A 20426-nucleotide genomic window follows, 5' to 3' on the forward strand; every position below is an offset into this window, starting at 1 on the left:
CGCCCATGCTGGACTGCACCGATCGGCACTTCCGGGTGCTGATGCGGCAGGTCAGTCGGCACTGCCTGCTCTACTCCGAGATGGTGGTGGCCCGGGCGCTGCACCACATTGCCCGCGACGGCTCCGCCTCCCGGATGGGGGAGCGGCAGCAGCGGCTGGAGCGGCTGCTGGGGTTCGATCCGATCGAGCATCCCCTGGCCCTGCAGCTGGGGGGCGACGACCCGGAGCTGCTGGCCGAGGCCGCCCGGATGGGGGCCGCCTGGGGCTACGACGAGATCAACCTCAACCTGGGCTGCCCCAGCGAAAAGGTGCAGCAGGGCCGCTTCGGGGCCTGCCTGATGGCGGAGCCGCAGCGGGTGGCCCGCTGCGTGGCGGCGATGGCGGCGGCCACACCCCTGCCGGTGACGGTCAAGCACCGCATCGGTATCGACGAGCGCGACTCCTATGCCGAACTGCTGGCCTTCGTGGACACCCTCGCCGCGGCCGGCGCCGCCCGCTTCGCCGTCCATGCCCGCAAGGCCTGGCTGAACGGCCTCGATCCGAAGCAGAACCGGACCGTGCCTCCCCTGCGCTGGGATCTGGTGCATCGCCTCAAGCGGGAGCGGCCGGCGCTGCGGATCGAACTGAACGGCGGCCTTGAGGAACTCGCCCCCTGCCGGGAGCAGCTGGCCTGGGTGGATGGGGTGATGGTGGGCAGGGCCGCCTACGCCCACCCACTGCGCTGGGCGGGGGTGGACGGGCAGATCTTCGGGGATGGGGACGCCGGGGAGGCCCGGGCCTCGACGGTGCTCAGGGGCGTGCTGCCCCACGCCGAGCGCTGGTGCGACGCGGGCGGGCGGCTGTGGCCGATCGCCAGGCACCTGGTGCAGGTGGTGGAAGGGGTCAGCGGAGCACGGGGATGGCGCGGCTGGTTGACCAGGGAGGCCGGCCAGGCTGGCGCCGGCCCTGAGGTGCTGGACGCCGCCGCGCGGCAACTGGAGGAACGGGGCCTGTGACGCGGATCAGCCCAAGGCCGACCGCGCTTCAGACTTCGGCGCCGCCGTAATCGCCACCACCGCCGTACTCACCACCACCACCACTACCGGTGCGACGCCGGCGGGAGCGCCCCGCTTCAAAGGCATCCGGGGCGGCACCGCCACCGCCCGCAGCACCACCGCCTCCGCCATAGCTGCGGTCCTCCCAACCCTTGGCGCCGGAGCCCCGATCGCCACCGCCACCGCCTCCGCCTCCGTAGCCACCGCCACCTCCATAGCCACCGCCGCCGCCGCCATAACCACCACCGCCGTAGCCGCCGCCACCCCGGCGCGGGGCGCCGCCACCGCCACCGCCACTGCGGGGTTCGGCCTTGTTGATGCGCAGGGGACGACCCATCAGCTCAGCGCCCTGCAGGGCATCGATCGCCCGGGTCTCGGTGTCTGCGTCGGCCATCTCGACAAAGGCGAAGCCGCGCTTGCGGCCGGTGTCACGCTCCAGCGGCAGGGAGCAATTGACCACGGCTCCGAAGGGAGCGAACAACTCAGCCACGTCCTCCTGCTCAGCGCGGAAGGGAAGATTGCCGACGAAAATACTCACTGACCGATGAGGGGGAACCGATGGCGCGCGCAGGCGCCTGAGACCCGCCAAGGTTAGACGGAGACGCGCAATTCCAACGCCTGGCGGCCCCAGCTCTGGCGCCGGGGGGCCATAGGCGGATGGTGACGTGCCTCAGGGGGTTCGCGTCAGCCGCTCCCGGGCCAGGCGCAGCTGCTCAGCCACCCGCTCGAAGCCCGTGCCGCCCTCGCTGCGGCGGGCCGCCACCACCTGCCGCGGGGCGATCACCGCATGGATGTCCGCCTCGAAGGCGGGATGCAGCTCCTGCCAGCGCTCCAGGGGCAGATCAGCCAGCAGCCGTTGTTCCCCCAGGCAGGCCTTCACCAGCCCACCGACGAGCTGGTAGGCCTCCCGAAAGGGCACCCCCCGGGCCACCAGATAGTCGGCCACATCGGTGGCATTGGAGTAATCGGCGGCCACGGCGGCCTCCAGCCTTGCGGGGCGGAACTCAAGCCCCTCCTCAAACAGCACCGCCATCGCTTCAAGGCAATCGAGGCAGGTGCGCACCCCATCGAACAGGGCTTCCTTGTCTTCCTGGAAGTCCTTGTTGTAGGCGAGGGGCAGACCCTTGATCATCGTGAGAAGTCCGATCAGATGGCCGAAGACGCGGCCGCTCTTGCCTCGCACCAGTTCGGGCACATCGGGATTCTTCTTCTGGGGCATCAGGCTGCTACCGGTGGCGCAGCGGTCGGTGAGCCCCACGAAGCCGAACTCCTCGCTGGCCCAGAGGATCACCTCCTCCGCCAGGCGGCTGAGGTGGGCCATCACCAACGACAGCGCCGCCATCGTCTCGACGGTGAAATCGCGGTCGCTCACCGCGTCGAGGCTGTTGGCGTAGATCGCCTCGAAGCCCAGCTCCGCAGCGGTCTGGCGGCGGTCGATCGGCACCGACGTCCCCGCCAGGGCCGCCGCCCCGAGGGGGCAGATGTTGACGCGACGGCGCACGTCGGCCAGGCGCTGGCGGTCGCGCTCGGCCATCTCGACGTAGGCCAGCAGGTGGTGGGCCAGACAGACCGGCTGGGCCCGCTGCAGGTGGGTGTAGCCGGGGATGAGGGTGACGGGGTGGGCTTCGGCCTGGGCCAGCAGGGCCCGCTCGAAACGCACCAGGGCGGCATCGATGTGGTCGATGCGGCGCCGCAGCCACAGGCGCAGATCGGTGCCCACCTGGTCGTTACGGCTGCGGCCGGTGTGCAGCTTCTTGCCGAGGGAGCCAAGCCGTTCGATCAGCCGCCGTTCCACGGCGAAATGCACGTCCTCCGCCTCAATCCCCGGCGTGAAGCTGCCGGCGGCCGCCTCGGCCCGGATGGCCTCAAGCCCCTCGATCAGGCGCTCGGCCTCCTCCGGCGTGATCACGCCGCAGCGGCCCAGCATGCGGGCATGGGCGATGGAGCCATCGAGATCCTCCTGCAGCAGGGCGATGTCGAAGCCGATCGAGGCATTGAACCGCTCAATCGCCGGATGCAGACCCTGCTCGAAGCGATCGCTCCAGGTGGTGGGGGAGGGGTCAGCGGCCATCACGGGGTTCCGGGCAGCCCTTCAGCTTGCCATTCGTCTCAGGTCGGGGGCAGGCAGGCAGCACCACCCCGTCCCGCACCTTCAGCACCACCATCGAGGCATCGTCCTCAAGGCGACGGTCGCTGCCGACGAACCGGTCGAGGCGCTCGAACAGCCGATCCAGGATCGTCTGGGCCCCATGGGCCGCCCGACAGGCAACATCGAAGGCCCGCACCAGCCGCTCCTCATCGAAGCGCTCGCCGCTGAAGCCGCTGGCTTCGGTGACGCCATCGGTGTAGTAGAGGATCACATCGCCGGGCTCCAGCTGCAGTTCGCCGCAGCCGTACTCCGCCTCACTCTGCAGACCGATCAGCAGGCCGGGGGTGTCGAGCCGCTCCACCCGGCCGCCGTGGCGCCGCCACACCAGCGGCGGGTTGTGGGCGGCGTTGGCGTAACGCAGCAGGCGGGTGCGGGGGTCGAAGTCGGAATAGAAAAGGGTGACGAAGCGGTGCGAGTGGGCCAGGTCCTCCTGGGCCAGCTGGTTGAGGTCGTGGAGGATGCGATCCGGGGGCAGGCCGCTGAGCACCTCGGCCCGCAGCATGCCCCGCAGCAGGGTCATCAGCAGGCCCGCCGGCACCCCCTTGCCCATGACATCCCCCATCACCAGCGCCCAGGGGGCCTGCTCGCGCCGGTGGCCGGTGAGCTGGGGCTGGGTGGGGATGAAGTCGTAGTAGTCGCCGCCCACCTGGAAGGCCGGACGGCAAAGGGCGGCCAGCTCGACGCCGTCGATCACGGGGCAGTGGTCGGGCAGCAGCTGGGACTGGACCTCGGCGCCGATGCTCAGCTGGCGGTCGAGCCGCTCATGGCGGCGCCGGTCCTGCTGCAGCACCTCGTTCTCCAGCGCCACGCCGGTGAGGTCGGCCACCAGCTGGAGGTGGCGGCGGCGCACGTCGCTCCAGCTGAAGCCGCGCTGACCGCTGAACACGTACAACCGGCCCCGCTGGCGACTGCGGGCCACCACGGAGGTGGCGACCACCTGCTGGGCCCCGAGCAGGCGCTGAACCAGGGGGTCGAGCTGCACCGCGACAGCCTCATCGCCCTCCTGGTTGTGGAGCTGACCATCGGGCAGGGCGGCCAGCTGGCGCAGCACCTCGGCACTGCGCTCGCCGGCGGTGGCCTGGAGCTGCTCGCGCCAGAGGCGGCCATCGGCATGGAACACCACCAGCAGGCTGCCTTCGGCCTCCACCAGCCGCGCGGCCACCAGAGGCACCAGCTCAAGGAAGCGCTTGAGGTTGGTGTAGCTGCGCAGGGCGAACGACAGGGACGCCAGCAGCTCCTGGTTGCGACGCTGTTCGCGGCCGAGGCTGTCGAGCAGCTGGCGCAGCGAAGCCGTGACCGACGGCCCCCGATCGGGAATCGGGGGCGCCGTGGAGGTGGAGAGAGGCTGCGGGGGCGGCAGGCTGCTCACCGAGCGGCCGCAAAGGACACGCAAGGTAGCAGCGGCAGGCGAGTCTCAGGAGGCCAGCAGTGCCTCGACAAACTCGAAGCTGTTGAAGGGCCGCAGGTCGCGGATGCCCTCGCCGGCCCCGATGAAGCGGATCGGCAGCCCCGCCTCGGAGGCCACCGCCAGGGCGACGCCGCCGCGGGCGCTGCCATCGAGCTTGGTGAGCACCACCCCGGTGAGGCCGGCGGCATTGGCGAAGGCCATGGCCTGGCGCAGGCCGTTCTGGCCCTGGCTGGCGTCGAGCACCAGCAGCGACTCCACCACCGCCTCCGGCGCCAGCTTGGTGATCGTGCGCCGCACCTTGCCCAGTTCCTCCATCAGGTTGTGCTTGGTCTGCAGCCGGCCGGCCGTGTCCACCAGCACCAGCTCAGTGCCCTTGGAGCGGGCGGCGCCGATGGCGTCGTAGACGACGGCCGCCGGGTCGGCATTGGCGCTGGGGTTGGCCACCACCGCCACACCGCTGCGCTCACCCCAGACGCTCACCTGCTGCACCGCCGCGGCCCGGAAGGTGTCAGCGGCGGCGATCAGGCAGCTGTAACCGCTGCGCACCGCCAGGTTGGCCAGCTTGCCGAGGGTGGTGGTCTTGCCGACCCCGTTGACGCCGACCAGCAACCAGACGTTGAGCCTGTCGCGCTGGGGGGCCAGCACGGCGGTGTCGCCGGCGCGGATGGGGGCGTCCAGCAGACCGCGCAGCTGCTCCTTGAGGAAGCGCAGGCCTTCGGCAGGATCGACCACCTCCTCGTTGAGGCGGCGGCGCAGGGCTTCGAGCACCTGGTCGGTGGCCTTCACGCCCACATCGGCGCGCAGCAGGGTGGACTCGAGATCGTCGAGCACCGCCGGGGTGAGGGGATCGTCGCCGAGGTTCTCCAGCAGCTGGGTGACGAAGCCCTTGCGGGTCTTCTCCAGGCCGCGGCGTAACCGCCCCAGCCAGTCGATCTCCTCAAGAGACACCTCCTCAACCCGCCGCCCCTGGGCCGCCAGCACCTCGGCCGACCAGGTGAAGGTGGCATCGAAGGCCCCCAGGCTGGGGTCGGCGGCATCGGCCTCTGCGGCCGCGGGGGTCGCTGCGGCGGTCGGCAGCGCGGCCGGGGCAGGCTCGGCGGGGGCGGTGATCTCCTGGAGGCGCTGCTGGCGCTGGGCGGCGGCCTGCTCCAGCAGGGACAGGCCCGGACCCGCAGGCGGGGCGGCAGGGGGCTCAGGCTCGGGGGTTGGCGGTGCCGATTCGGGCGTTGGCGGATTCGGCTCAGGCTCGGGCTCGGGCGTGATTTCGGCCCCGGCGACCAGGCTGGCCGCCTCCTGCTGGGCCTTGAGACGGGCATAGGCCTGGCGCGCCCAGGCCAAGGCATCCTCATCGACACCGGCGCCGGCCGGAGCTGCAGGGGCCGGCGCGGGAGTGGGAGCCGCTACGGGTTCCTCCACCGGCTCTGGCGGGGCCACCGAAGCTTCAGCAGGAGCGGCCGCTGCGGACTCCGGCTCGGGCTGGGGCTCGGGCTCCGGGGCGGGCTGGGCCAGGGCCCGTTTGAACCAATCGAAGACCATCGCGTTCCTGCCTACACCCGGGCGGCGGTGAAGCGCCGCAGCACACCGTTGATCATGCGTCGCCCCTGGTCGTCGCTGTAGCGGTTGGCCAGTTCCACCGCCTCGTTGCAGGCCACGGCGGGGGGCGTGGCGAAGTCCTCGAGGTCCACCACCGCCAGCCGCAGGATGTCGCGGTCGACCCGGGGCAGACGGGTGAGGCGCCAGCCTTCCATCACCGCATCGATGCGGCCGTCGAGGCCCTCCCGGTCGCGCAGCACCGCCCTGGTGCGGGCGATGGCATCGAGCCGCACGGCGTCCTGGTCGGCCAGCAGGAGCAGGCGCGGCAGCTCCAGGCTGGCCGAAAGGCGATTGAGGGCCTGCTCGGCGTGGGTGAGTCCCTCCTGCAGATGGCGCCGCACCGTGGGCAGCTGCTTCTCGCCCTGGTCCTGCAGCTCGCTGTCGAGCAGCCGCTGCTGGGCCTGCTGCAGATCTTCGGCGGAGCGGTCGAGGGCCTCGCGCACGTGCTGGCTGAGGGTGGTGACAGCCTGCTGCAGCAGCACATCGAAAGAGCCGGTGGGGGCTGCGGCCCCGCTGCCGCGATCGCTGACCTGACCCAGCATCAGCAGGGCCAGTTCACGGGCAAGGGTGCGACTCTGCATCAGGAGGTTTGGGGGGCACGCAGCTGGGCCAGGAGACTGGCGAAGCTGCGATTGGAGTTGGGTTCCCGCTCGTCCGGGCTGACGATGCCGGCGGAGATGATCGTGCGGAAGGCATCCTCGACGCTCAGTTCCAGGTCCTTCACCAGGCGCTCGGGCACCACCGCATACCAACCGGTGGTGGGGTTGGGAGCGGTGGGAATGAAGACGCTGAGCATCTTTTCGGCGAAATCGGCCTGGATGGCGGTGCCCAGCACGCCGGTGACGAAGCCCACGGCGTAGAGCCCCTCGCGGGGATACTCCACCAGCACCACCCGCCGGAAGCGGCTGGAGTTGCCCTGCAGGAAGGTTTCCAGCAGCTGCTTGAGCGTCTTGTAGACGGAGCCCGCCAGGGGGATGCGCAGCAGGGTGCCCTCACCGAACTCGAGCAGCCAGCGGCCGACGATGTTTCGGGCCATCAGACCGATCAGCAGGATGCCCAGCAGCGGCACCAGCAGGCCCACCCCCAGGTTGATCAGGTCCTGGAGGAGGGGGTTGAGGGTGTTGAACGGGTTGAACTGCTTGGGAATCGAGGTGAGGAACGCCAGCACGAAGCGGCTCACCGTGGTGGCGAGCCAGATCGTGGTGGCCAGGGGAATGACCACCAGCAGGCCGGCGATCAGATCGTTCTTGAGATCCTGCTGCAGCCGGTTGCCCAGGGGCTGGTCGGAACTGGGACTACTGGATGGGACCAATGGAAGAAGGGGTCCGTAGGGGCGAAACCCTAACGGTAACGATCCACGGGAGTCTTACAGGACACTGCCGAGGCAAAGGATGGTGAAGGCGATGATCAACACCACCGCGCCAAGCGATCCGCCATAGCGGCGCTGGCTGAGGGTGACCTTGCCGGTCTGCTCGGTCTGCTTGAACTGGGTTTCGAGCTGGTCGAGCTGGCGATCGATGAAGGCCCGGGCCGACTGGGTCTTCTGGGCCTCGGTGGCGCCGGGGGGCACCTGGCCGGTGGCTTCGGCCTGGCGGATCAGCTGCTGCATCAGGGCGGGATCCTTGCTCTGCTGGCGGGCCATCTCCAGCTGGCCGCGCTTGGCGGCGATCTGCTGGTCGTTCTGCTGCTGCATCTGCTGGTCACCGCCGAAGGTGATCGGCAGCGAGGCGGTCAGCACGACAGCCAGCAGACCACTGATGATGCAGACCGTCCAGAGGACGGGGGTGCGCCCCTCCGACTGGTCTTCCAGGCGGGAGGAGAGGTACATGAGCAGCAGACCGATCAGACCCATGGGGGCCTGGCTGATCAGTCGCTCCACCACCAGCTGGCGGAAGGCCTCCTCCTGCCAGTCCCAGAGCGTGAGAACGGCGACAAGCTGCAGAACGAGCAGCACCACCAGGGTGAGGCCCATCCAGCGCAGCAAGGGGCTGAAGCGGGAGGAGGAAGCGGCAGCCACACAAGGGGAATCAGATTCGTGGGACTCTACCGGCAGCACTTGAACGCTCCCCTCTCCCCTGGCGCGCTGGCGGCGGCCCTGCGGGCCCGGGCCGAGGCCCTGGGCTTCGCGCCGGTGGGCCTGGCGGCGGTGCCCGGGGGCCCCCGGCTGCCGCTGCGCAGCGCCGCCCTGGAGCGCTGGCTGGCGGCGGGCCACCAGGCGGGGATGGGCTGGATGAACGACCCGCGCCGCCAGCGGATCGAGGCGCTGCTGCCGGGGGTGCGCAGCGTGCTGGCCGTGGGCTGGAACTACCACGTGGCCCAGGAGCAGGAACCGGGGAGCCTGCGGGTGGCCCGCTACGGCTGGGGGCGCGATTACCACCGGGTCATCGATGGGCGCCTGCGGCAGCTGGGGCGCTGGCTGGAAAAGGCCGCACCGGACTGCCGCTGGCGAGCCTGCGTCGACAGTGCGCCCCTGCTCGACAAGGCCTGGGCGGAGGAGGCGGGCCTGGGCTGGATCGGCAAGAACGGCAACCTGATCCATCGCCGCCGGGGCTCCTGGATGCTGCTGGGCCACCTGCTCACCAGCCTCGACCTGCCGTCTGACCGCCCGGCCGACTCGCTGTGTGGCGCCTGCACCGTCTGCATCGACGCCTGCCCCACCGGCGCCATCGACGAGCCCTTCGTGGTGGATGCCCGCCGCTGCCTGGCGTATCACACGATCGAGAACCGCGACGAAACCCTGCCGACGCCGATCGTCGGGCAGCTGCAGGGCTGGGTGGCCGGCTGCGACATCTGCCAGGAGGTCTGCCCCTGGAACCACCGGCCCCTGCCCATCGCCGGCGACGTGGACGTGCAACCGCGCCCGTGGCTGCTGGATCTGCGCGGCGAGCAGGCCCTGGGCTGGAACGACGCCGACTGGGATGAGCGGCTGCGGGCCTCGGCCCTGCGGCGCATCCGGCCGGCGATGTGGCGGCGCAACATCCGGGCGGCGCTGGCGGCCGGTTGGGGACAACGGAGGATGGCTCCCTAGGCTGGAGTGATTCGGGGTGCTTCCGTGGGCCGGCGGTTCTGGCGACTGTTTTCCTCCCTCTGCCTGGCCTTGCCACTGACGGTTCTCCCCACACCGGCCAAGGCGCTGGTGCCGTTCGTCTACCTGCCCCAGGAGAAGGAGCTGGAAGGGGCGGGGCTGGGCATCGCCCAGGCGGCGGCGCGGCTGCTGCGCCTCGGCCAAGCCGAAGATGCCGCCCGGCTGGCGGAGCTGACGGTGCGGCTGCTGCCGGATGACCCCCGCGGTTGGGTGCTGCTGGCCGAGGCGGAGCTGCGCAGCAACCAGACGGAGAAGGCGGTGGTGGCCCTGGCCCGGGCCAAGCAGCTGGATCCGAACAACGCCGGCATCTGGTTCGCCGAAGGCTCCCTGGCCCTGCGCAACGGCAAGCCCCAGGAGGCCATCGGCCTGCTGCGCAAGGGGATTGAACTGGACGGCAAGAACGCCGGTGCCTACTTCGATCTCGGCAATGCCCAGATTCTGCTGGGCAACAAAGACGCCGCCCTGGGCTCGTTCGAGAAGGCCGCAGGGCTGCGCAAGGACTTCTGGGAAGCGATCAACAACCAGGGCCTGGTGCTGTTCGAGAGCGGCCGCACCGCCGACGCCATCGGCCGCTGGCAGCGGGTGCTGAAGATCAAGGCGGACATCGCCGAAACCTCCCTGGCCCTGGCGGCGGCCCTGTTCGAGCGCGGACCGGCGGAGAGGGCCCAGGCCCTGAAGCTGGCCGAAAGCGCCCTGGCGGAGGAGCCCAACTACGTGAAAGACAGCTTCCAGAAAGAGCAACTGTGGGGGCCGCGGCTGCGGGCGGTGACCGCCCAGCTGCTGGCCCTGCCGGAGCTGAAGGCCGCAGTGGAGCGGGCCCAGGCCAATGCCACCGCCGGTGACGGCAACGACGGTGGCAGCGACGACTCCTGAGCAGGTGGCCACGGGCACCATCTGTAGGCTGAGCGCCCTGAAACGCAGACATCAAGGACCGGATGCCGGACGAGCGCGTCCAACCGATCGCCCTGCATCAGGAGATGCAGCGCTCCTACCTCGAGTACGCGATGAGCGTGATCGTGGGGCGAGCCCTGCCGGACGTGCGCGACGGCCTCAAGCCGGTGCAGCGCCGCATCCTGTTCGCGATGCACGAGCTGGGACTGACCCCGGACCGGCCGTACCGCAAGTGCGCCCGGGTGGTGGGCGACGTTCTGGGCAAGTACCACCCCCACGGTGACCAGGCGGTTTACGACGCCCTGGTGCGGCTGGTGCAGACCTTCGCCAGCCGCCACCCGCTGCTGGATGGCCACGGCAACTTCGGCTCGGTGGACGACGATCCACCGGCCGCGATGCGGTACACCGAAACCCGGCTGGCGCCGATCGCCAACGAGGCGATGCTCGATGAGATCGGCAGCGACACGGTCGATTTCGCCTCCAACTTCGATGGCTCCCAGCAGGAGCCGACGGTGCTGCCGGCCCAGCTGCCCTTCCTGCTGCTCAACGGCTGCACCGGCATCGCCGTGGGCATGGCCACCAGCATCCCCCCCCACAACCTGGGCGAGGTGGTGGAGGCGCTGATCGCCCTGATCCGCAAGCCCGATCTGGCAGAAGAAAAGCTGCTGGCGATGGTGCCGGGCCCCGATTTCCCCACCGGCGGCGAGGTGCTGCTGGGCAGCGGCGTGCGCGACACCTACGCCACGGGGCGCGGCAGCATCCCGATGCGGGGCGTGGCCCACATTGAGGAGGTGCAGCCCGGCAAAGGGCGCCACCGTCGCGGCGCCGTGGTGGTGACGGAACTGCCGTACCAGCTGAGCAAGGCGGGCTGGATCGAGAAGCTGGCCGAGCAGGTGAACGACGGCAAGATCGGCGGCATCGCCGACATCCGCGACGAGAGTGACCGCGACGGGATGCGGGTGGTGATCGAACTGCGTCGCGACGCCGAGCCCCAGAAGGTGCTGGAGGAACTGCAGCGGCGCACGGCCCTGCAGAGCAATTTCGGCGCCATCCTGCTGACGCTGGTGAACGGCCAGCCCCAGCAGCTGAACCTGCGCCAGCTGCTGCTGCGGTTCCTGGAGTATCGGGAGCTGACGATCCTGCGGCGCACCAACCATGCGCTGAAGCGCTGCGAAGACCGGCTGGAGGTGGTGCAGGGGCTGACCAAGGCCCTCGACGACCTCAAGCGCGTGATCGCGATGATCAGCGAGGCACGCGATGCCGCCACGGCCCGGGCCAGCCTGCAGGTGCACCTGGACCTGAGCGAACGGCAGGCCGATGCGGTGCTGGCCATGCCGCTGCGGCGGCTCACGGGCCTGGAGCAGGAGGGGCTGCGCAAGGAGGCGGCGGAGCTGGAGCAGGAACGCACCCGCCTGCGGCACCTGCGCGACGACCGCGACACCCTGCTCGACACGATGGTGAGCGAGCTCAAGGGGCTGAAGAAGCGCTATGCCACGCCCCGCCGCACCCGCCTGGTCGAGGGCGGCGACGCCCTGGTGGCCCAGCGGGCGGCGGCGGTGCGGCCCAACACCGAACTGCAGCGGCAGCAGGCCTTCGAGGCCCTCGCTAGCGAGGGCCGGCTGCTGATCCAGACCGACGGCGCCGTGCGGATCGTGACGCCCCAGGTGCTGGGGCGGTTGCACCTTGATGACGCCGCTGAACTGGGCGAGCAGCCACCGCCGGCGCGGCTGATCCTGCCGGTGGCCGAGCAGCCGGCCCTGCTGGCCTTCAGTGCCGGCGGCAAGGTGGCGCTGCTGCGCTGGGAATTCGCCGGCCAGCACCCCGGCAAGCTGGAGCGCTTCCTGCCCGACAGCCTGCAGGGGGAGCAGGTGGTGCAGGTGCTGCCGTTGCCGCAGCCGGCCCGCGGCAGCCTGGGGCTGTTGAGCACCGATGGACGCTTCAAACGGCTGCCGATCGGGGATTTCCTGGAGCTGTCGGGCCGGCCCGCCACCGTGCTGAAGCTGAAGGAAGGGGTGGCCCTGCAGCGGGTGGTGCCCTGCCAGGAGGGGGAGGATCTGGTGGTGGCCACCAGCACGGGGCGGGTGCTGCGGCTGGCGATCAACGACACCAACCTGCCGGTGCTGGGCCGCACCGCCCAGGGGCCGATGCTGCTGCGCCTGCTGCCCGGCGAACGGGTGGTGGGGGCGGCGCGGGCCAGCGCCGGCGGCAACGTGCTGCTGGCCAGCCGCCGCGGCCAGGTGAAACGGCTGCAGCTCGAAAGCCTGCGGCCCTGCCAGCGGGGTGCCATGGGCCAGATCGGCCTGCGCTTCCTGGAGCGCGACGACGGCCTGGTGGACCTGCAGGCGGGCGACACCCCGGTGATCGGCGTGACGCTGGAGGGCAGCGATGGCCGCAGCCTGCGGCTGAAGGCCGACCAGTTGGCTCCGGAAAACTGCGGCGGCTCGGGCACGTTGCTGGCGCTGAAGGCCGGCGATGCGGTGCAGCAGCTGGTGCCAATGATCGGGGGGCCCTAGGCCGGTCGCCGGACGATCAGCACGTGTCTTGGAGGTGGGTGGCTGTGATCGTCTCGCAGTAACCGTCAGGGTCGCCGCAGGCCAGGTTGTAGGGCGCGGTGCGGCCTGTTGGCACGCGGATGCTCCCGTTTCACGCCCCCAGTTCGATCCGCATCTCGACCATGGTCGGCCGCAGTCCGGCGCGCTCGAACAGTTGCCTGGCGGCGACATTGTGCGACGACGCACTGAGCATCAGGCTGCTGGAGCCTAGGGCGAGGGCCGCCTCCTTGGCCGCCTCGAGGAGCCGGCGGCCGATCCCGCCGCTCCTGGCCTGGGGATCCACGTAGATGTCGTGAAGCCAGGCTCCAGCACGGCGAATCTCCACAAGGCTCATCGGCTCCATCCGCACGAAGGCATAGCCCACAGGTTGGGGGCCGGCCTCGGCGATCAGCAGCACGACCTCCGGACGCTGGAGCTCCGCTCGGAAGAACGCCGCATAGGCGGCCTCGCCACCCGGCGGCACGGCAAAGCGTTCCCCATCAAAGCCGACATGCAGCTGAGCGAGGGCGAGGCCGAAGCGGGCCAGCACCGGCAGGTCGGACTCTGTCGCTCGGCGCAGCGTCAGGGGCGGGTCGTTCACGCAAGCTCACCACAACGGATGGAGATCCAGTGCAGCGGCGATTTTATCCCTCAGAGTCCCGGCCATCGGCGGGCAGGTAGCGCAGGGCGATGCGGGCCCCATCGCGCACCTCTTGCCTCTGCGGCGACAGCCCCTTTGCGGAGCGGGAACCCGCAGACCCCCCCTGCTGACCGGGGCAGATGGCCCTGGTCTCGCGACGGTGCCCGGTACAAGGCCGTTGCTGGTCCGTTCTGGATCGCTCCTTGCAGCGACAGTTCCATCAGGCAGAGCTGGAGTCCTGCTATACGGAACGGATGGCGTTCTTGAACTGGTCAAGCCGTTGCTCTGCTGGCCCGACCAATTCGATCAGCCGTGGCGCCTGCTCTCGGGGCATGACATCGAAGCGACCGTCGCGATAGATCTCCTTGAAGATCGCGTCCACGTCGTCACGGTAGGCATGATCCGCGGGGCGGATGCCATCTTCCTCCATGGCCACGGGCCAGGCCTCAGATTTCGGTACGAAAGCCAGGATGTCGAGATGATCCAGCGACTCCCTCACGGCGGGCACCATGGAGGCCACGAAGGCGTCATTGATGTCGGTGGTGGCCTGATTGGCAGTGTATTGCGAATAGGCAAGATAATCGACAGGGGATCGATCCAAGATCACATCGTCAAACACGCTCGCATAACGATGGATTCGAGAGATGTTGTAGTACATCTGGATTCCATTCTGAAGCCTGGTTGAGGCTTCGCGGAACTTAATCTCATAAGGTCCGAAAAGGCCCAGGGCGCGATAGGGCTCTTCTTCTCTGTGAAAACCAGGCTGGGAGGCGACCCAATCGTTGACAACAGTGGATTTTCCCAGAGAGTGGGATCCAGAAATCGCGATACGCATGGGGGGTGACGATCTGCAGCACTCTATTCCCCTCCAGAGAGCTCGTGCACGTGCTGCCTGAGCGGTGACTGCCAGGCTGGAGTTACCCGAGAAGCACCGCGCGCTGCTGATCCGCCCAGCACTTAGCCTCAGCAGCGGCGTAATGAGTCGTCAGCGGCATGCTGCGGTTAGGTGCAGATCACGCCAGTCAACCCCCTAGGGAGAACTGGTCCGGCAGCGCAGGATTTCTCAACTTTGCGGCGGCACCGACGCTAACGACGGAAGACCCTTCGGATCCAGCAAACCCAACGGCACCAGAACACTCGCCTGGTCCCAGAGGATGTGTTCATAGGCGGCCTTTTGAACCTTAAATCCAACGATCACGACAAACACGGCTTCAACCCTGCGCCCGGTCGGTTCAACCCCTGGCAGGATATGTTCCATCTTGATGGTATGCGTGAAGAGATGATCCATTCATCCACGAGTCGTTGCTCGCCATAAATTCGCGAAACCGTCTCAAAAACGACATCGGGCGGGAAAAATGACCAATGAGCCGTTTGGCATAGAACCTGCGAACAGCCTGCGGACCTTGACCGCCGACCATGGTGGGAACAATCACGGGACGCGGATCTGGGGACATCGTCGCCAGTGTTTCGTTGAGGTCGCCAGCCAATTCCGCCTGCAGATGCGCATCGAAGATCGCATCAAGTTTCGCGTGACAATTTGGCTACAGCGCTCCTCCCGCCTCTTGGCAAGGCCGGAAGCCGTAAAGTCCCCCGGCCAGTAACTCGGCGACAAGTCCCGCTCGACCCCGGGCAACTCAGCCTCCCACGACCCGTCTATCTCGTACCCGTCCACCACGAGGTCCGGCGTGATGCCGCCGTGCAACTGAATTTGGCCCTTCACACGTGGGAAGTGGTCGCGCCACTTCCCCACGCTGACGGGGCGATGGGGCGCACACATTACCGAGCGCGATTAATGCGTCGTCAGACGGCGCACCGTCAAGTACGTAGCCATGGCGAGTAGAGGTGTCCCTGCGTGCCTATAGCGATGGCTGGGAAGCGGTGATCAGCCTGGCCCGCTGCTTCGGAGGTATGGCCATGTAAAACCACATAGCTCCCTAAGAGGCAGAACTCTCCATGAGGTCTACACTGAGACCAAGCCCTGTTCCTCCCGCCCGGAGTTAACAATGTCAGGGGCCGAATCTGTCAAATAAAAGCCATCCACCTCACCATCAACCTGAGCCGCTTCCGTAGAGCAGCTCCCTCTATAGAAACAGCAACATCACAAGCCCTAGTCTGTACAGACCCTATGTACAGCCAACCTGCGTGGCCCGCGTCTCCGTGACCCACCTTCGCCAGAACCTGCCCACTTACCTCAAGCGCGTTCAGGCCGGGGAAGCGATTCAGGTCACCTCCCACGGCCGGGTGATTGCCCGCATCGAGCCGGAACAGGATCCGGCCGAGGAGGCCCGCCTCTGGCTGGAGGGGCTGGGCGGCAGCGTCACGCTGGGGGATGTTGTCGCATCGATCGCCGATGGCGACGCCGATCTCGAAGGCTTGGGTGATGCTGACCATCTGTGACACCCATGTCCTGCTGTTCTGGGCCCATGCGCCGGCCCGGCTCTCCCGGCGCGCCCTGGCGGCACTGGAGCAGGGGCGCGCCCAGGGTCAACTGGCCATCGCCGACATCAGCCTCTGGGAGCTGGCCCTGCTGCACGAACGGGGCCGCCTGAGCCTGCCGGAAGCCGTGCCGCCGGATCTCTACCTGCGCCGCCTGCTTGAAGCCCTGCGGCTGGAGGTGCTGCCGATCACCGCCGAGATCGCCCTGCTCTCCCGTGGCCCCCAGTTCCGTCATGGTGACCCGGCCGATCGCCTCATCGGTGCCACGGCCCTGCAGGGCCGCCGGCCCCTGATCAGCGCCGATCAAAAGCTCCGTGCCATTCCAGAGCTGAAAACGATCTGGTGAGCACCCCCGACCGGAGCTGCCCCTCCCCGCTCACGATCCGCCCCCTGCACAGCGCCGACATCGCCACCATCACCGCCTGGGCCCGGCGGGAGGGTTTTGCGCCGGGCGTGGGCGATGTGGCCATCTACCGCCAGACCGATCGCCAGGGCCTCTGGGTGGGCTGGCTTGGCGATGAGCCGGTGGGGTGCATCGCCGGGGTCCGGTACAACGCGTCCTACGGCTTCATCGGCCTGTTCCTGGTGGTGCCCGCCGAACGCGGCAAGGGCTATGGGCTGCAGCTGTGGCGCCAGGCGCTGGCCCATCTGGCCGACGTGCCCTGCATCGGCCTGGAGGCCGCCACCGACCGGATCGACGACTACGCCGGCTGGGGCTTCGCGCCCGCCTCCGCCACCACCCGCTGGCAGCGGCTCGGCGCCGGCGACGCCTTGGTCCCCTCGCCCGCAGCGCCGGAGCCCCCCTGGTGCCTGCTGGAGGGCAGCGCCATCCCGGCGGCCGCCGTGCAGCGCTTCGATGCCCAGCGGGAGCCCTCGCCCCGCCCCCACTTCCTGCGCCAGTGGCTGCAGCATCCCGCCGGCCAGGTGCTGGCCCTGGTGGATCGGCAGGGCGCCTGCCACGGTTTCGGCCGCGTCCGTCCCTGCCTGCTGCCCGAGGGCGACGGCTGGCGCCTTGGCCCCCTGCTGGCGGATAGCCCCGCCGCCGCCGTGGCCCTGCTGGAGGGCCTGCTGCAGCGCCATCCCGGCACGGTGCTGATCGATGCCCCCGGCGCCAATGCCGCCGCCGCCCCGCTGCTGGAGTCGCTGGGCTTCAGGCCTGTCTCCCGCACCCTGCGCATGTACCGAGGCGTCCCGCCGGCGGTGTCGCTGGCCGATGTCTACGGCCTGGCCTGCCTGGAGCTCGGCTGAGCCTGGGCGCGCCGGCAACCCCCACCGCAGCAGAGGGTCCCCTACCTTCCATCCAAGGACGCCCCACCCCGGGGTCCACGCCAGCCGTGATGACGCGCTCGATCCTTCCCGTCCCCGGCCTGGTGCTGCTGGCGCTGGCCCTGGCGGCACCGCTCACGGCCGGGCGCGTCGGGGCCACCCCGATTCCCCTGATGGAGCCGGCCGGCATGGAGCTGCTGGTGGGTAGCGGGGCGCGGGCCGATTACGGCCCCCTGGCCGAGCAGTTCCTGACCCAGGCCAACCTCGCCTATTGCGGTGTGGCCAGTGCCGCCATGGTGCTCAACAGCCTCGGCGTGCCCGCCCCAGCCGTGCCGGGCTACGGCCGTTACCGCTTCTGGACCCAGGAGAACGTCTTCGACGTGCCGGCCGGCAGCACGGTGGTGAGCGCCGATGTGGTGCGGCGCCAGGGCATGATCCTGGCCGAACTGGCCGCCCTGATCGCCAGCCACGGGGTGACGGCCAAAGCGATCCACGGCGACCAGCTCAGCCTGGAGCAGTTCCGCGCCCTGCTGCGCACCAACCTCAGCCAACCGGGCGATCGCCTGCTGGCCAACTACTTCCGCCCCGCCCTGGGCCAGGCCGGCGGCGGCCACATCGCCCCTCTGGCCGCCTTCCACGCCCCCAGCGATCGGGTGCTGATCCTCGATGTGGCCCGCTACCGCTACCCCTCGGTGTGGGTCCCCGTGGCCGACCTCTGGACGGCGATCCGCACCACCGACTCCACCTCGGGCCGCAGCCGCGGCCTGGTCACGATCCGGCGGCTGCCTGGGGCGACACCGCCGCCAGGAAGCGTTCCGCCACCCGGTCCCAGCTGAACGGCTCCACGTGCTCGCGGCCATAGGCGCGGCAGCGGGCCTGCAACGCCTCATCGGTGAGCAACTTCACAAGGGCCTCGGCCAGCGCCGCCGGATCCCGCGGCGGCACCAGCAGCCCGGCCCGGCCCTGGGGCACCACCTCCGGAATCGCCGTGGCCGTGGTGCTCACCACCGGCAGCCCACTGGCCATCGCCTCAAGAAACACGATCCCGAAGCCCTCCTGAATCGACGGCAGGCAGAACACGGCGCTGCGCCGGTACCACTCGCGTACGGCGCCGTCGTCGGGAAGCGCCCCCAGCAGCTGCACCACCGAAGCCAGCCCCAGCCGCTGCGCCAGCTCCACCAGCGCCCCGTGCTCCGGCCCATCGCCGATCACGACCAGCCGGGCACTCGGCAGCCGTGCGTGCACACTCTGGAAGGCCGTGATCAGATCCCCCACCCGCTTGCGTGGGTACTGGCGCGCCACGCACAGCACCGTGTGGGGCTCGCGGGCCCCGTCCAGGGCGGCCAGGGCAGCAACGTTCGCGCCCGCCGGGTTCCAGAGTCCGGTGTCGATGCCCTCCGGCACCAGCCTCAGCCGGTCGGCCGGCACGCCGTAATGGGCTTCGATGCGCTCACAGCAGTAGCGGCTGGTGGAAAGCACCCGCGGCGCCCGGCGGGCGTTGAGGCGCTCCAGCTGCGACAGGCCCCACAGCATCAGCCGCGGCCAGCCGCTTTCGCAGCGCGACTCCTCCGCCAGCACCCCCTTGATGCAGCACACATAGGGCACCGAGCAGCGGTGCGCCACCCGGAAGCCGTCGATGTCGAAGCCCACCAGCAGGTCGTAGCGGCCCTGGGCGGCGGCCAGGCGCCGGGGCAGGGTGAGGTTGAACCAGAGGCGACGCAGCAGCAGGTGGCGGGGCCAGGCACCCTGGGGCACCAGCCGCTCCACTTGGTGGCCCCGGGCCGCCAAGGCGGCCGCCAGCCCACCGATGGCGGCCGCCGTGCCGCTGCCCTCGGCCACGTCCTGCAGCCAGGAATCAAGAAAAGCGATGCGCATGGCGGACCCGCCGGGCCTACACCCGCGCCGCCAGGCCGGTGGGCTCAAGCATCAGCTTGCTGTTGCGCACCTCCTCATCCATCTCGATCGGGTAATTGCCGTCGAAGCAGGCGGTGCAGAAATGGCTGGAGTTGGCCTGGGCCGCCTCCACCATGCCCTCCTTGCTCAGGTAGCTGAGCGAATCGACGCCCAGGTGCCGCTCGATCTCCTCCAGCGTCAGCCGGGCGGCGATCAGGTGGTCCTGGGTGTCGGTGTCGATGCCGTAGAAGCAGGGGTGGGTGACGGGGGGCGAGCTGATCCGCATGTGCACCTCGGTGGCACCGGCATCCCGCAAAGCCGCCACCAGCTTGCGGCTGGTGGTGCCGCGCACGATCGAGTCGTCGATCACCACCACCCGCTTGCCGCAGAGCACATCCGGCAGGGGGTTGAGCTTCACGCGGATGCCCGCCTCCCGCATCGCCTGGGTGGGCTGGATGAAGGTGCGGCCCACGTAGCGGTTCTTGATCAGGCCATCGGCGAAGGGGATGCCGCTGGTGTGCGAGTAGCCGATCGCCGCCGGGATGCCCGAATCGGGCACACCGATCACGATGTCGGCCGCCACCGGATTCTCCCGGGCCAGCACCTCGCCGATCCGCACCCGGTAGCTGTAGAGCGATTCGCCGAAGAAGCGGCTGTCGGGCCGGGCGAAATAGATCATCTCGAAGACGCACAGCTTGCTGGGCTCCTCGCACCAGCGCTGCCGCTCGGGGATCGGATCGGCCTGGCGGAAGTGGATCAGCTCGCCGGGCTGGACATCGTCGACGAAGCGGGCGCCGACGATGTCGAGGCCGCAGCTCTCACTGCTGGCCACCCACTGGCCCTGCTCCGGTTCGCCCAGCATGCCGAACACCAGCGGCCGGATGCCGTGGCCATCGCGCAGGGCGAACAGGCCGTCGGGGGTGCCGATCACCAGGCTGAAGGCGCCGCGGCAGCGGGCCGCCGCCGCCCGGATCGCCGCATTCCAGCCCAGGCCGGAGCCCACCGCCTCCTGCAGGGCGAAGGCGATCAGCTCCGAGTCGGTGGTGGAGGTGAACTCCCCCGCCAGGTGATCGAGGGAGGTCCGCAGCTCCGAGGCGTTGACCAGATTGCCGTTGTGGGCCAGGGCGAAGGGGCCCAGGCGCGTCATCAGCACCACCGGCTGGGCGTTGCAGACCTTGCTGCTGCCGGTGGTGGAATAGCGGTTGTGGCCCACCGCCAGCTGGCCCGGCATCCGCTCCAGCACCGCCTGGTCGAACACCTGGCTGACCAGGCCCATGTCCTTGTGCAGCCGCACTTTCACATCATCGAAGACGGCGATGCCCGCCGACTCCTGGCCCCGGTGCTGCAGGGCGTAGAGCCCGAAGTAGGTGAGATTGGCCACCGCCTGACCCGGCGCCAGCACGGCGAACACGCCGCAGGCCTCTTCCGGCTTGTCGGGGCGATCGCTCTCGGTGATTCCCGTGGGCTGCGCATCGTGTTGATCGGCGCAGGGCACGGGGT

Annotated in this window: 20 protein-coding genes; 8 read left to right on the forward strand and 12 right to left on the reverse strand. The window is 69.6% G+C overall.

Annotated elements, in window-relative coordinates; genetic code table 11:
- Positions 1-5 precede the first annotated feature (5 nt).
- The gene (dusA, locus tag KBZ33_RS01845; protein WP_254950105.1) at positions 6-995 is read left to right on the forward strand and encodes a tRNA dihydrouridine(20/20a) synthase DusA; all 990 of its coding nucleotides are present in this window, start codon (positions 6-8) and stop codon (positions 993-995) included.
- Between the two features lie 28 nt (positions 996-1023).
- Here the strand turns inward: dusA and KBZ33_RS01850 are convergent, their stop codons facing one another.
- From KBZ33_RS01850 to KBZ33_RS01880, 7 genes are all read right to left on the reverse strand, one after another.
- Positions 1024-1572, reverse strand: coding sequence for an RNA-binding protein (locus KBZ33_RS01850; protein ID WP_254950103.1), 549 nt, complete (start codon positions 1570-1572; stop codon positions 1024-1026).
- Positions 1573-1704: 132 nt separating this feature from the next.
- Entirely contained in the window at positions 1705-3105 is a 1401-nt protein-coding gene (gene argH / locus KBZ33_RS01855; protein ID WP_254950100.1) for an argininosuccinate lyase, read from the reverse strand.
- Entirely contained in the window at positions 3095-4576 is a 1482-nt protein-coding gene (locus KBZ33_RS01860) for a PP2C family protein-serine/threonine phosphatase (protein ID WP_396107762.1), read from the reverse strand. Before KBZ33_RS01860 ends, argH begins: the two co-directional genes overlap by 11 nt.
- Before the next feature lie 21 nt (positions 4577-4597).
- Positions 4598-6127, reverse strand: coding sequence for a signal recognition particle-docking protein FtsY (ftsY, locus tag KBZ33_RS01865; protein WP_254950097.1), 1530 nt, complete (start codon positions 6125-6127; stop codon positions 4598-4600).
- Positions 6128-6138: 11 nt separating this feature from the next.
- Positions 6139-6765, reverse strand: coding sequence for a transcription antitermination factor NusB (nusB, locus tag KBZ33_RS01870; RefSeq protein ID WP_254950095.1), 627 nt, complete (start codon positions 6763-6765; stop codon positions 6139-6141).
- Positions 6765-7496, reverse strand: a complete 732-nt coding sequence (locus tag KBZ33_RS01875; RefSeq protein ID WP_254950094.1) for a DUF502 domain-containing protein — start codon at positions 7494-7496, stop codon at positions 6765-6767. The genes nusB and KBZ33_RS01875 overlap by 1 nt, the downstream gene beginning before the upstream one ends.
- Before the next feature lie 54 nt (positions 7497-7550).
- The gene (locus KBZ33_RS01880) at positions 7551-8201 is read right to left on the reverse strand and encodes an HpsJ family protein (RefSeq protein ID WP_254950092.1); all 651 of its coding nucleotides are present in this window, start codon (positions 8199-8201) and stop codon (positions 7551-7553) included.
- A 39-nt stretch (positions 8202-8240) separates the two neighbouring features.
- On the opposite strand from KBZ33_RS01880, the gene queG reads away from it, so the two are divergent.
- The 3 genes from queG to KBZ33_RS01895 all read left to right on the forward strand — a co-directional run bounded on the left by queG (position 8241) and on the right by KBZ33_RS01895 (position 12673).
- Positions 8241-9212, forward strand: a complete 972-nt coding sequence (gene queG / locus KBZ33_RS01885) for a tRNA epoxyqueuosine(34) reductase QueG (RefSeq protein WP_254950090.1) — start codon at positions 8241-8243, stop codon at positions 9210-9212.
- A gap of 24 nt (positions 9213-9236) precedes the next feature.
- Entirely contained in the window at positions 9237-10142 is a 906-nt protein-coding gene (locus KBZ33_RS01890) for a tetratricopeptide repeat protein (RefSeq protein WP_254950088.1), read from the forward strand.
- A 62-nt stretch (positions 10143-10204) separates the two neighbouring features.
- Positions 10205-12673 carry a DNA topoisomerase (ATP-hydrolyzing) subunit A gene (locus KBZ33_RS01895; RefSeq protein WP_254950086.1) on the forward strand — a complete coding sequence of 823 codons (2469 nt, stop codon included), beginning with the start codon at positions 10205-10207 and terminating at the stop codon, positions 12671-12673.
- 130 nt (positions 12674-12803) lie between these two features.
- Here the strand turns inward: KBZ33_RS01895 and KBZ33_RS01900 are convergent, their stop codons facing one another.
- The 3 genes from KBZ33_RS01900 to KBZ33_RS01910 form a co-directional block, all read right to left on the reverse strand.
- Positions 12804-13292, reverse strand: coding sequence for a GNAT family N-acetyltransferase (locus tag KBZ33_RS01900; RefSeq protein WP_254950084.1), 489 nt, complete (start codon positions 13290-13292; stop codon positions 12804-12806).
- Between the two features lie 280 nt (positions 13293-13572).
- Positions 13573-14166: an AAA family ATPase gene (locus KBZ33_RS01905; RefSeq protein ID WP_254950082.1), complete on the reverse strand. Its 594-nt coding sequence runs from the start codon at positions 14164-14166 to the stop codon at positions 13573-13575.
- A 228-nt stretch (positions 14167-14394) separates the two neighbouring features.
- On the reverse strand, positions 14395-14619 hold the full coding sequence (locus KBZ33_RS01910; RefSeq protein ID WP_254950080.1) for a hypothetical protein: 225 nt from the start codon (positions 14617-14619) through the stop codon (positions 14395-14397).
- A gap of 854 nt (positions 14620-15473) precedes the next feature.
- Here KBZ33_RS01910 and KBZ33_RS01915 point away from each other — a divergent pair.
- The 4 genes from KBZ33_RS01915 (at position 15474) to KBZ33_RS01930 (ending at position 17869) form a co-directional block, all read left to right on the forward strand.
- Positions 15474-15728, forward strand: a complete 255-nt coding sequence (locus KBZ33_RS01915) for a type II toxin-antitoxin system Phd/YefM family antitoxin (protein ID WP_255011458.1) — start codon at positions 15474-15476, stop codon at positions 15726-15728.
- A complete protein-coding gene (locus tag KBZ33_RS01920) occupies positions 15712-16113 on the forward strand; it encodes a type II toxin-antitoxin system VapC family toxin (RefSeq protein WP_254950077.1) in 402 nt (133 codons plus the stop codon). The genes KBZ33_RS01915 and KBZ33_RS01920 overlap by 17 nt, the downstream gene beginning before the upstream one ends.
- A complete protein-coding gene (locus KBZ33_RS01925; protein WP_254950076.1) occupies positions 16110-17015 on the forward strand; it encodes a GNAT family N-acetyltransferase in 906 nt (301 codons plus the stop codon). Before KBZ33_RS01920 ends, KBZ33_RS01925 begins: the two co-directional genes overlap by 4 nt.
- An 89-nt stretch (positions 17016-17104) precedes the next feature.
- Entirely contained in the window at positions 17105-17869 is a 765-nt protein-coding gene (locus KBZ33_RS01930) for a phytochelatin synthase family protein (RefSeq protein WP_254950075.1), read from the forward strand.
- Here the strand turns inward: KBZ33_RS01930 and KBZ33_RS01935 are convergent.
- Both KBZ33_RS01935 and purF read right to left on the reverse strand, forming a co-directional pair.
- On the reverse strand, positions 17802-18908 hold the full coding sequence (locus KBZ33_RS01935) for a glycosyltransferase family 4 protein (protein ID WP_254950073.1): 1107 nt from the start codon (positions 18906-18908) through the stop codon (positions 17802-17804). The genes KBZ33_RS01930 and KBZ33_RS01935 overlap by 68 nt on opposite strands.
- 16 nt (positions 18909-18924) lie before the next feature.
- Positions 18925-20421 (reverse strand): amidophosphoribosyltransferase, encoded by a 1497-nt coding sequence (purF, locus tag KBZ33_RS01940; RefSeq protein ID WP_254950072.1) that lies wholly within the window; start codon positions 20419-20421, stop codon positions 18925-18927.
- Between the last annotated feature and the right edge of the window lie 5 nt (positions 20422-20426).

Source organism: Cyanobium sp. Cruz-8D1, assembly GCF_024345975.1.
Classification (GTDB): domain Bacteria; phylum Cyanobacteriota; class Cyanobacteriia; order PCC-6307; family Cyanobiaceae; genus Cyanobium.

What these genes read in the sequence shown, in the direction of transcription:
- dusA (WP_254950105.1), top strand. Translation starts at nt 6, where the DNA reads ATGCTGGACTGCACCGATCGGCACTTCCGGGTGCTGATGCGGCAGGTC.
- argH (WP_254950100.1), bottom strand. Translation starts at nt 3,105, where the DNA reads ATGGCCGCTGACCCCTCCCCCACCACCTGGAGCGATCGCTTCGAGCAG.
- ftsY (WP_254950097.1), bottom strand. Translation starts at nt 6,127, where the DNA reads ATGGTCTTCGATTGGTTCAAACGGGCCCTGGCCCAGCCCGCCCCGGAG.
- nusB (WP_254950095.1), bottom strand. Translation starts at nt 6,765, where the DNA reads ATGCAGAGTCGCACCCTTGCCCGTGAACTGGCCCTGCTGATGCTGGGT.
- KBZ33_RS01895 (WP_254950086.1), top strand. Translation starts at nt 10,205, where the DNA reads ATGCCGGACGAGCGCGTCCAACCGATCGCCCTGCATCAGGAGATGCAG.
- KBZ33_RS01905 (WP_254950082.1), bottom strand. Translation starts at nt 14,166, where the DNA reads ATGCGTATCGCGATTTCTGGATCCCACTCTCTGGGAAAATCCACTGTT.
- KBZ33_RS01910 (WP_254950080.1), bottom strand. Translation starts at nt 14,619, where the DNA reads ATGGATCATCTCTTCACGCATACCATCAAGATGGAACATATCCTGCCA.
- KBZ33_RS01920 (WP_254950077.1), top strand. Translation starts at nt 15,712, where the DNA reads ATGCTGACCATCTGTGACACCCATGTCCTGCTGTTCTGGGCCCATGCG.
- KBZ33_RS01930 (WP_254950075.1), top strand. Translation starts at nt 17,105, where the DNA reads ATGACGCGCTCGATCCTTCCCGTCCCCGGCCTGGTGCTGCTGGCGCTG.
- KBZ33_RS01935 (WP_254950073.1), bottom strand. Translation starts at nt 18,908, where the DNA reads ATGCGCATCGCTTTTCTTGATTCCTGGCTGCAGGACGTGGCCGAGGGC.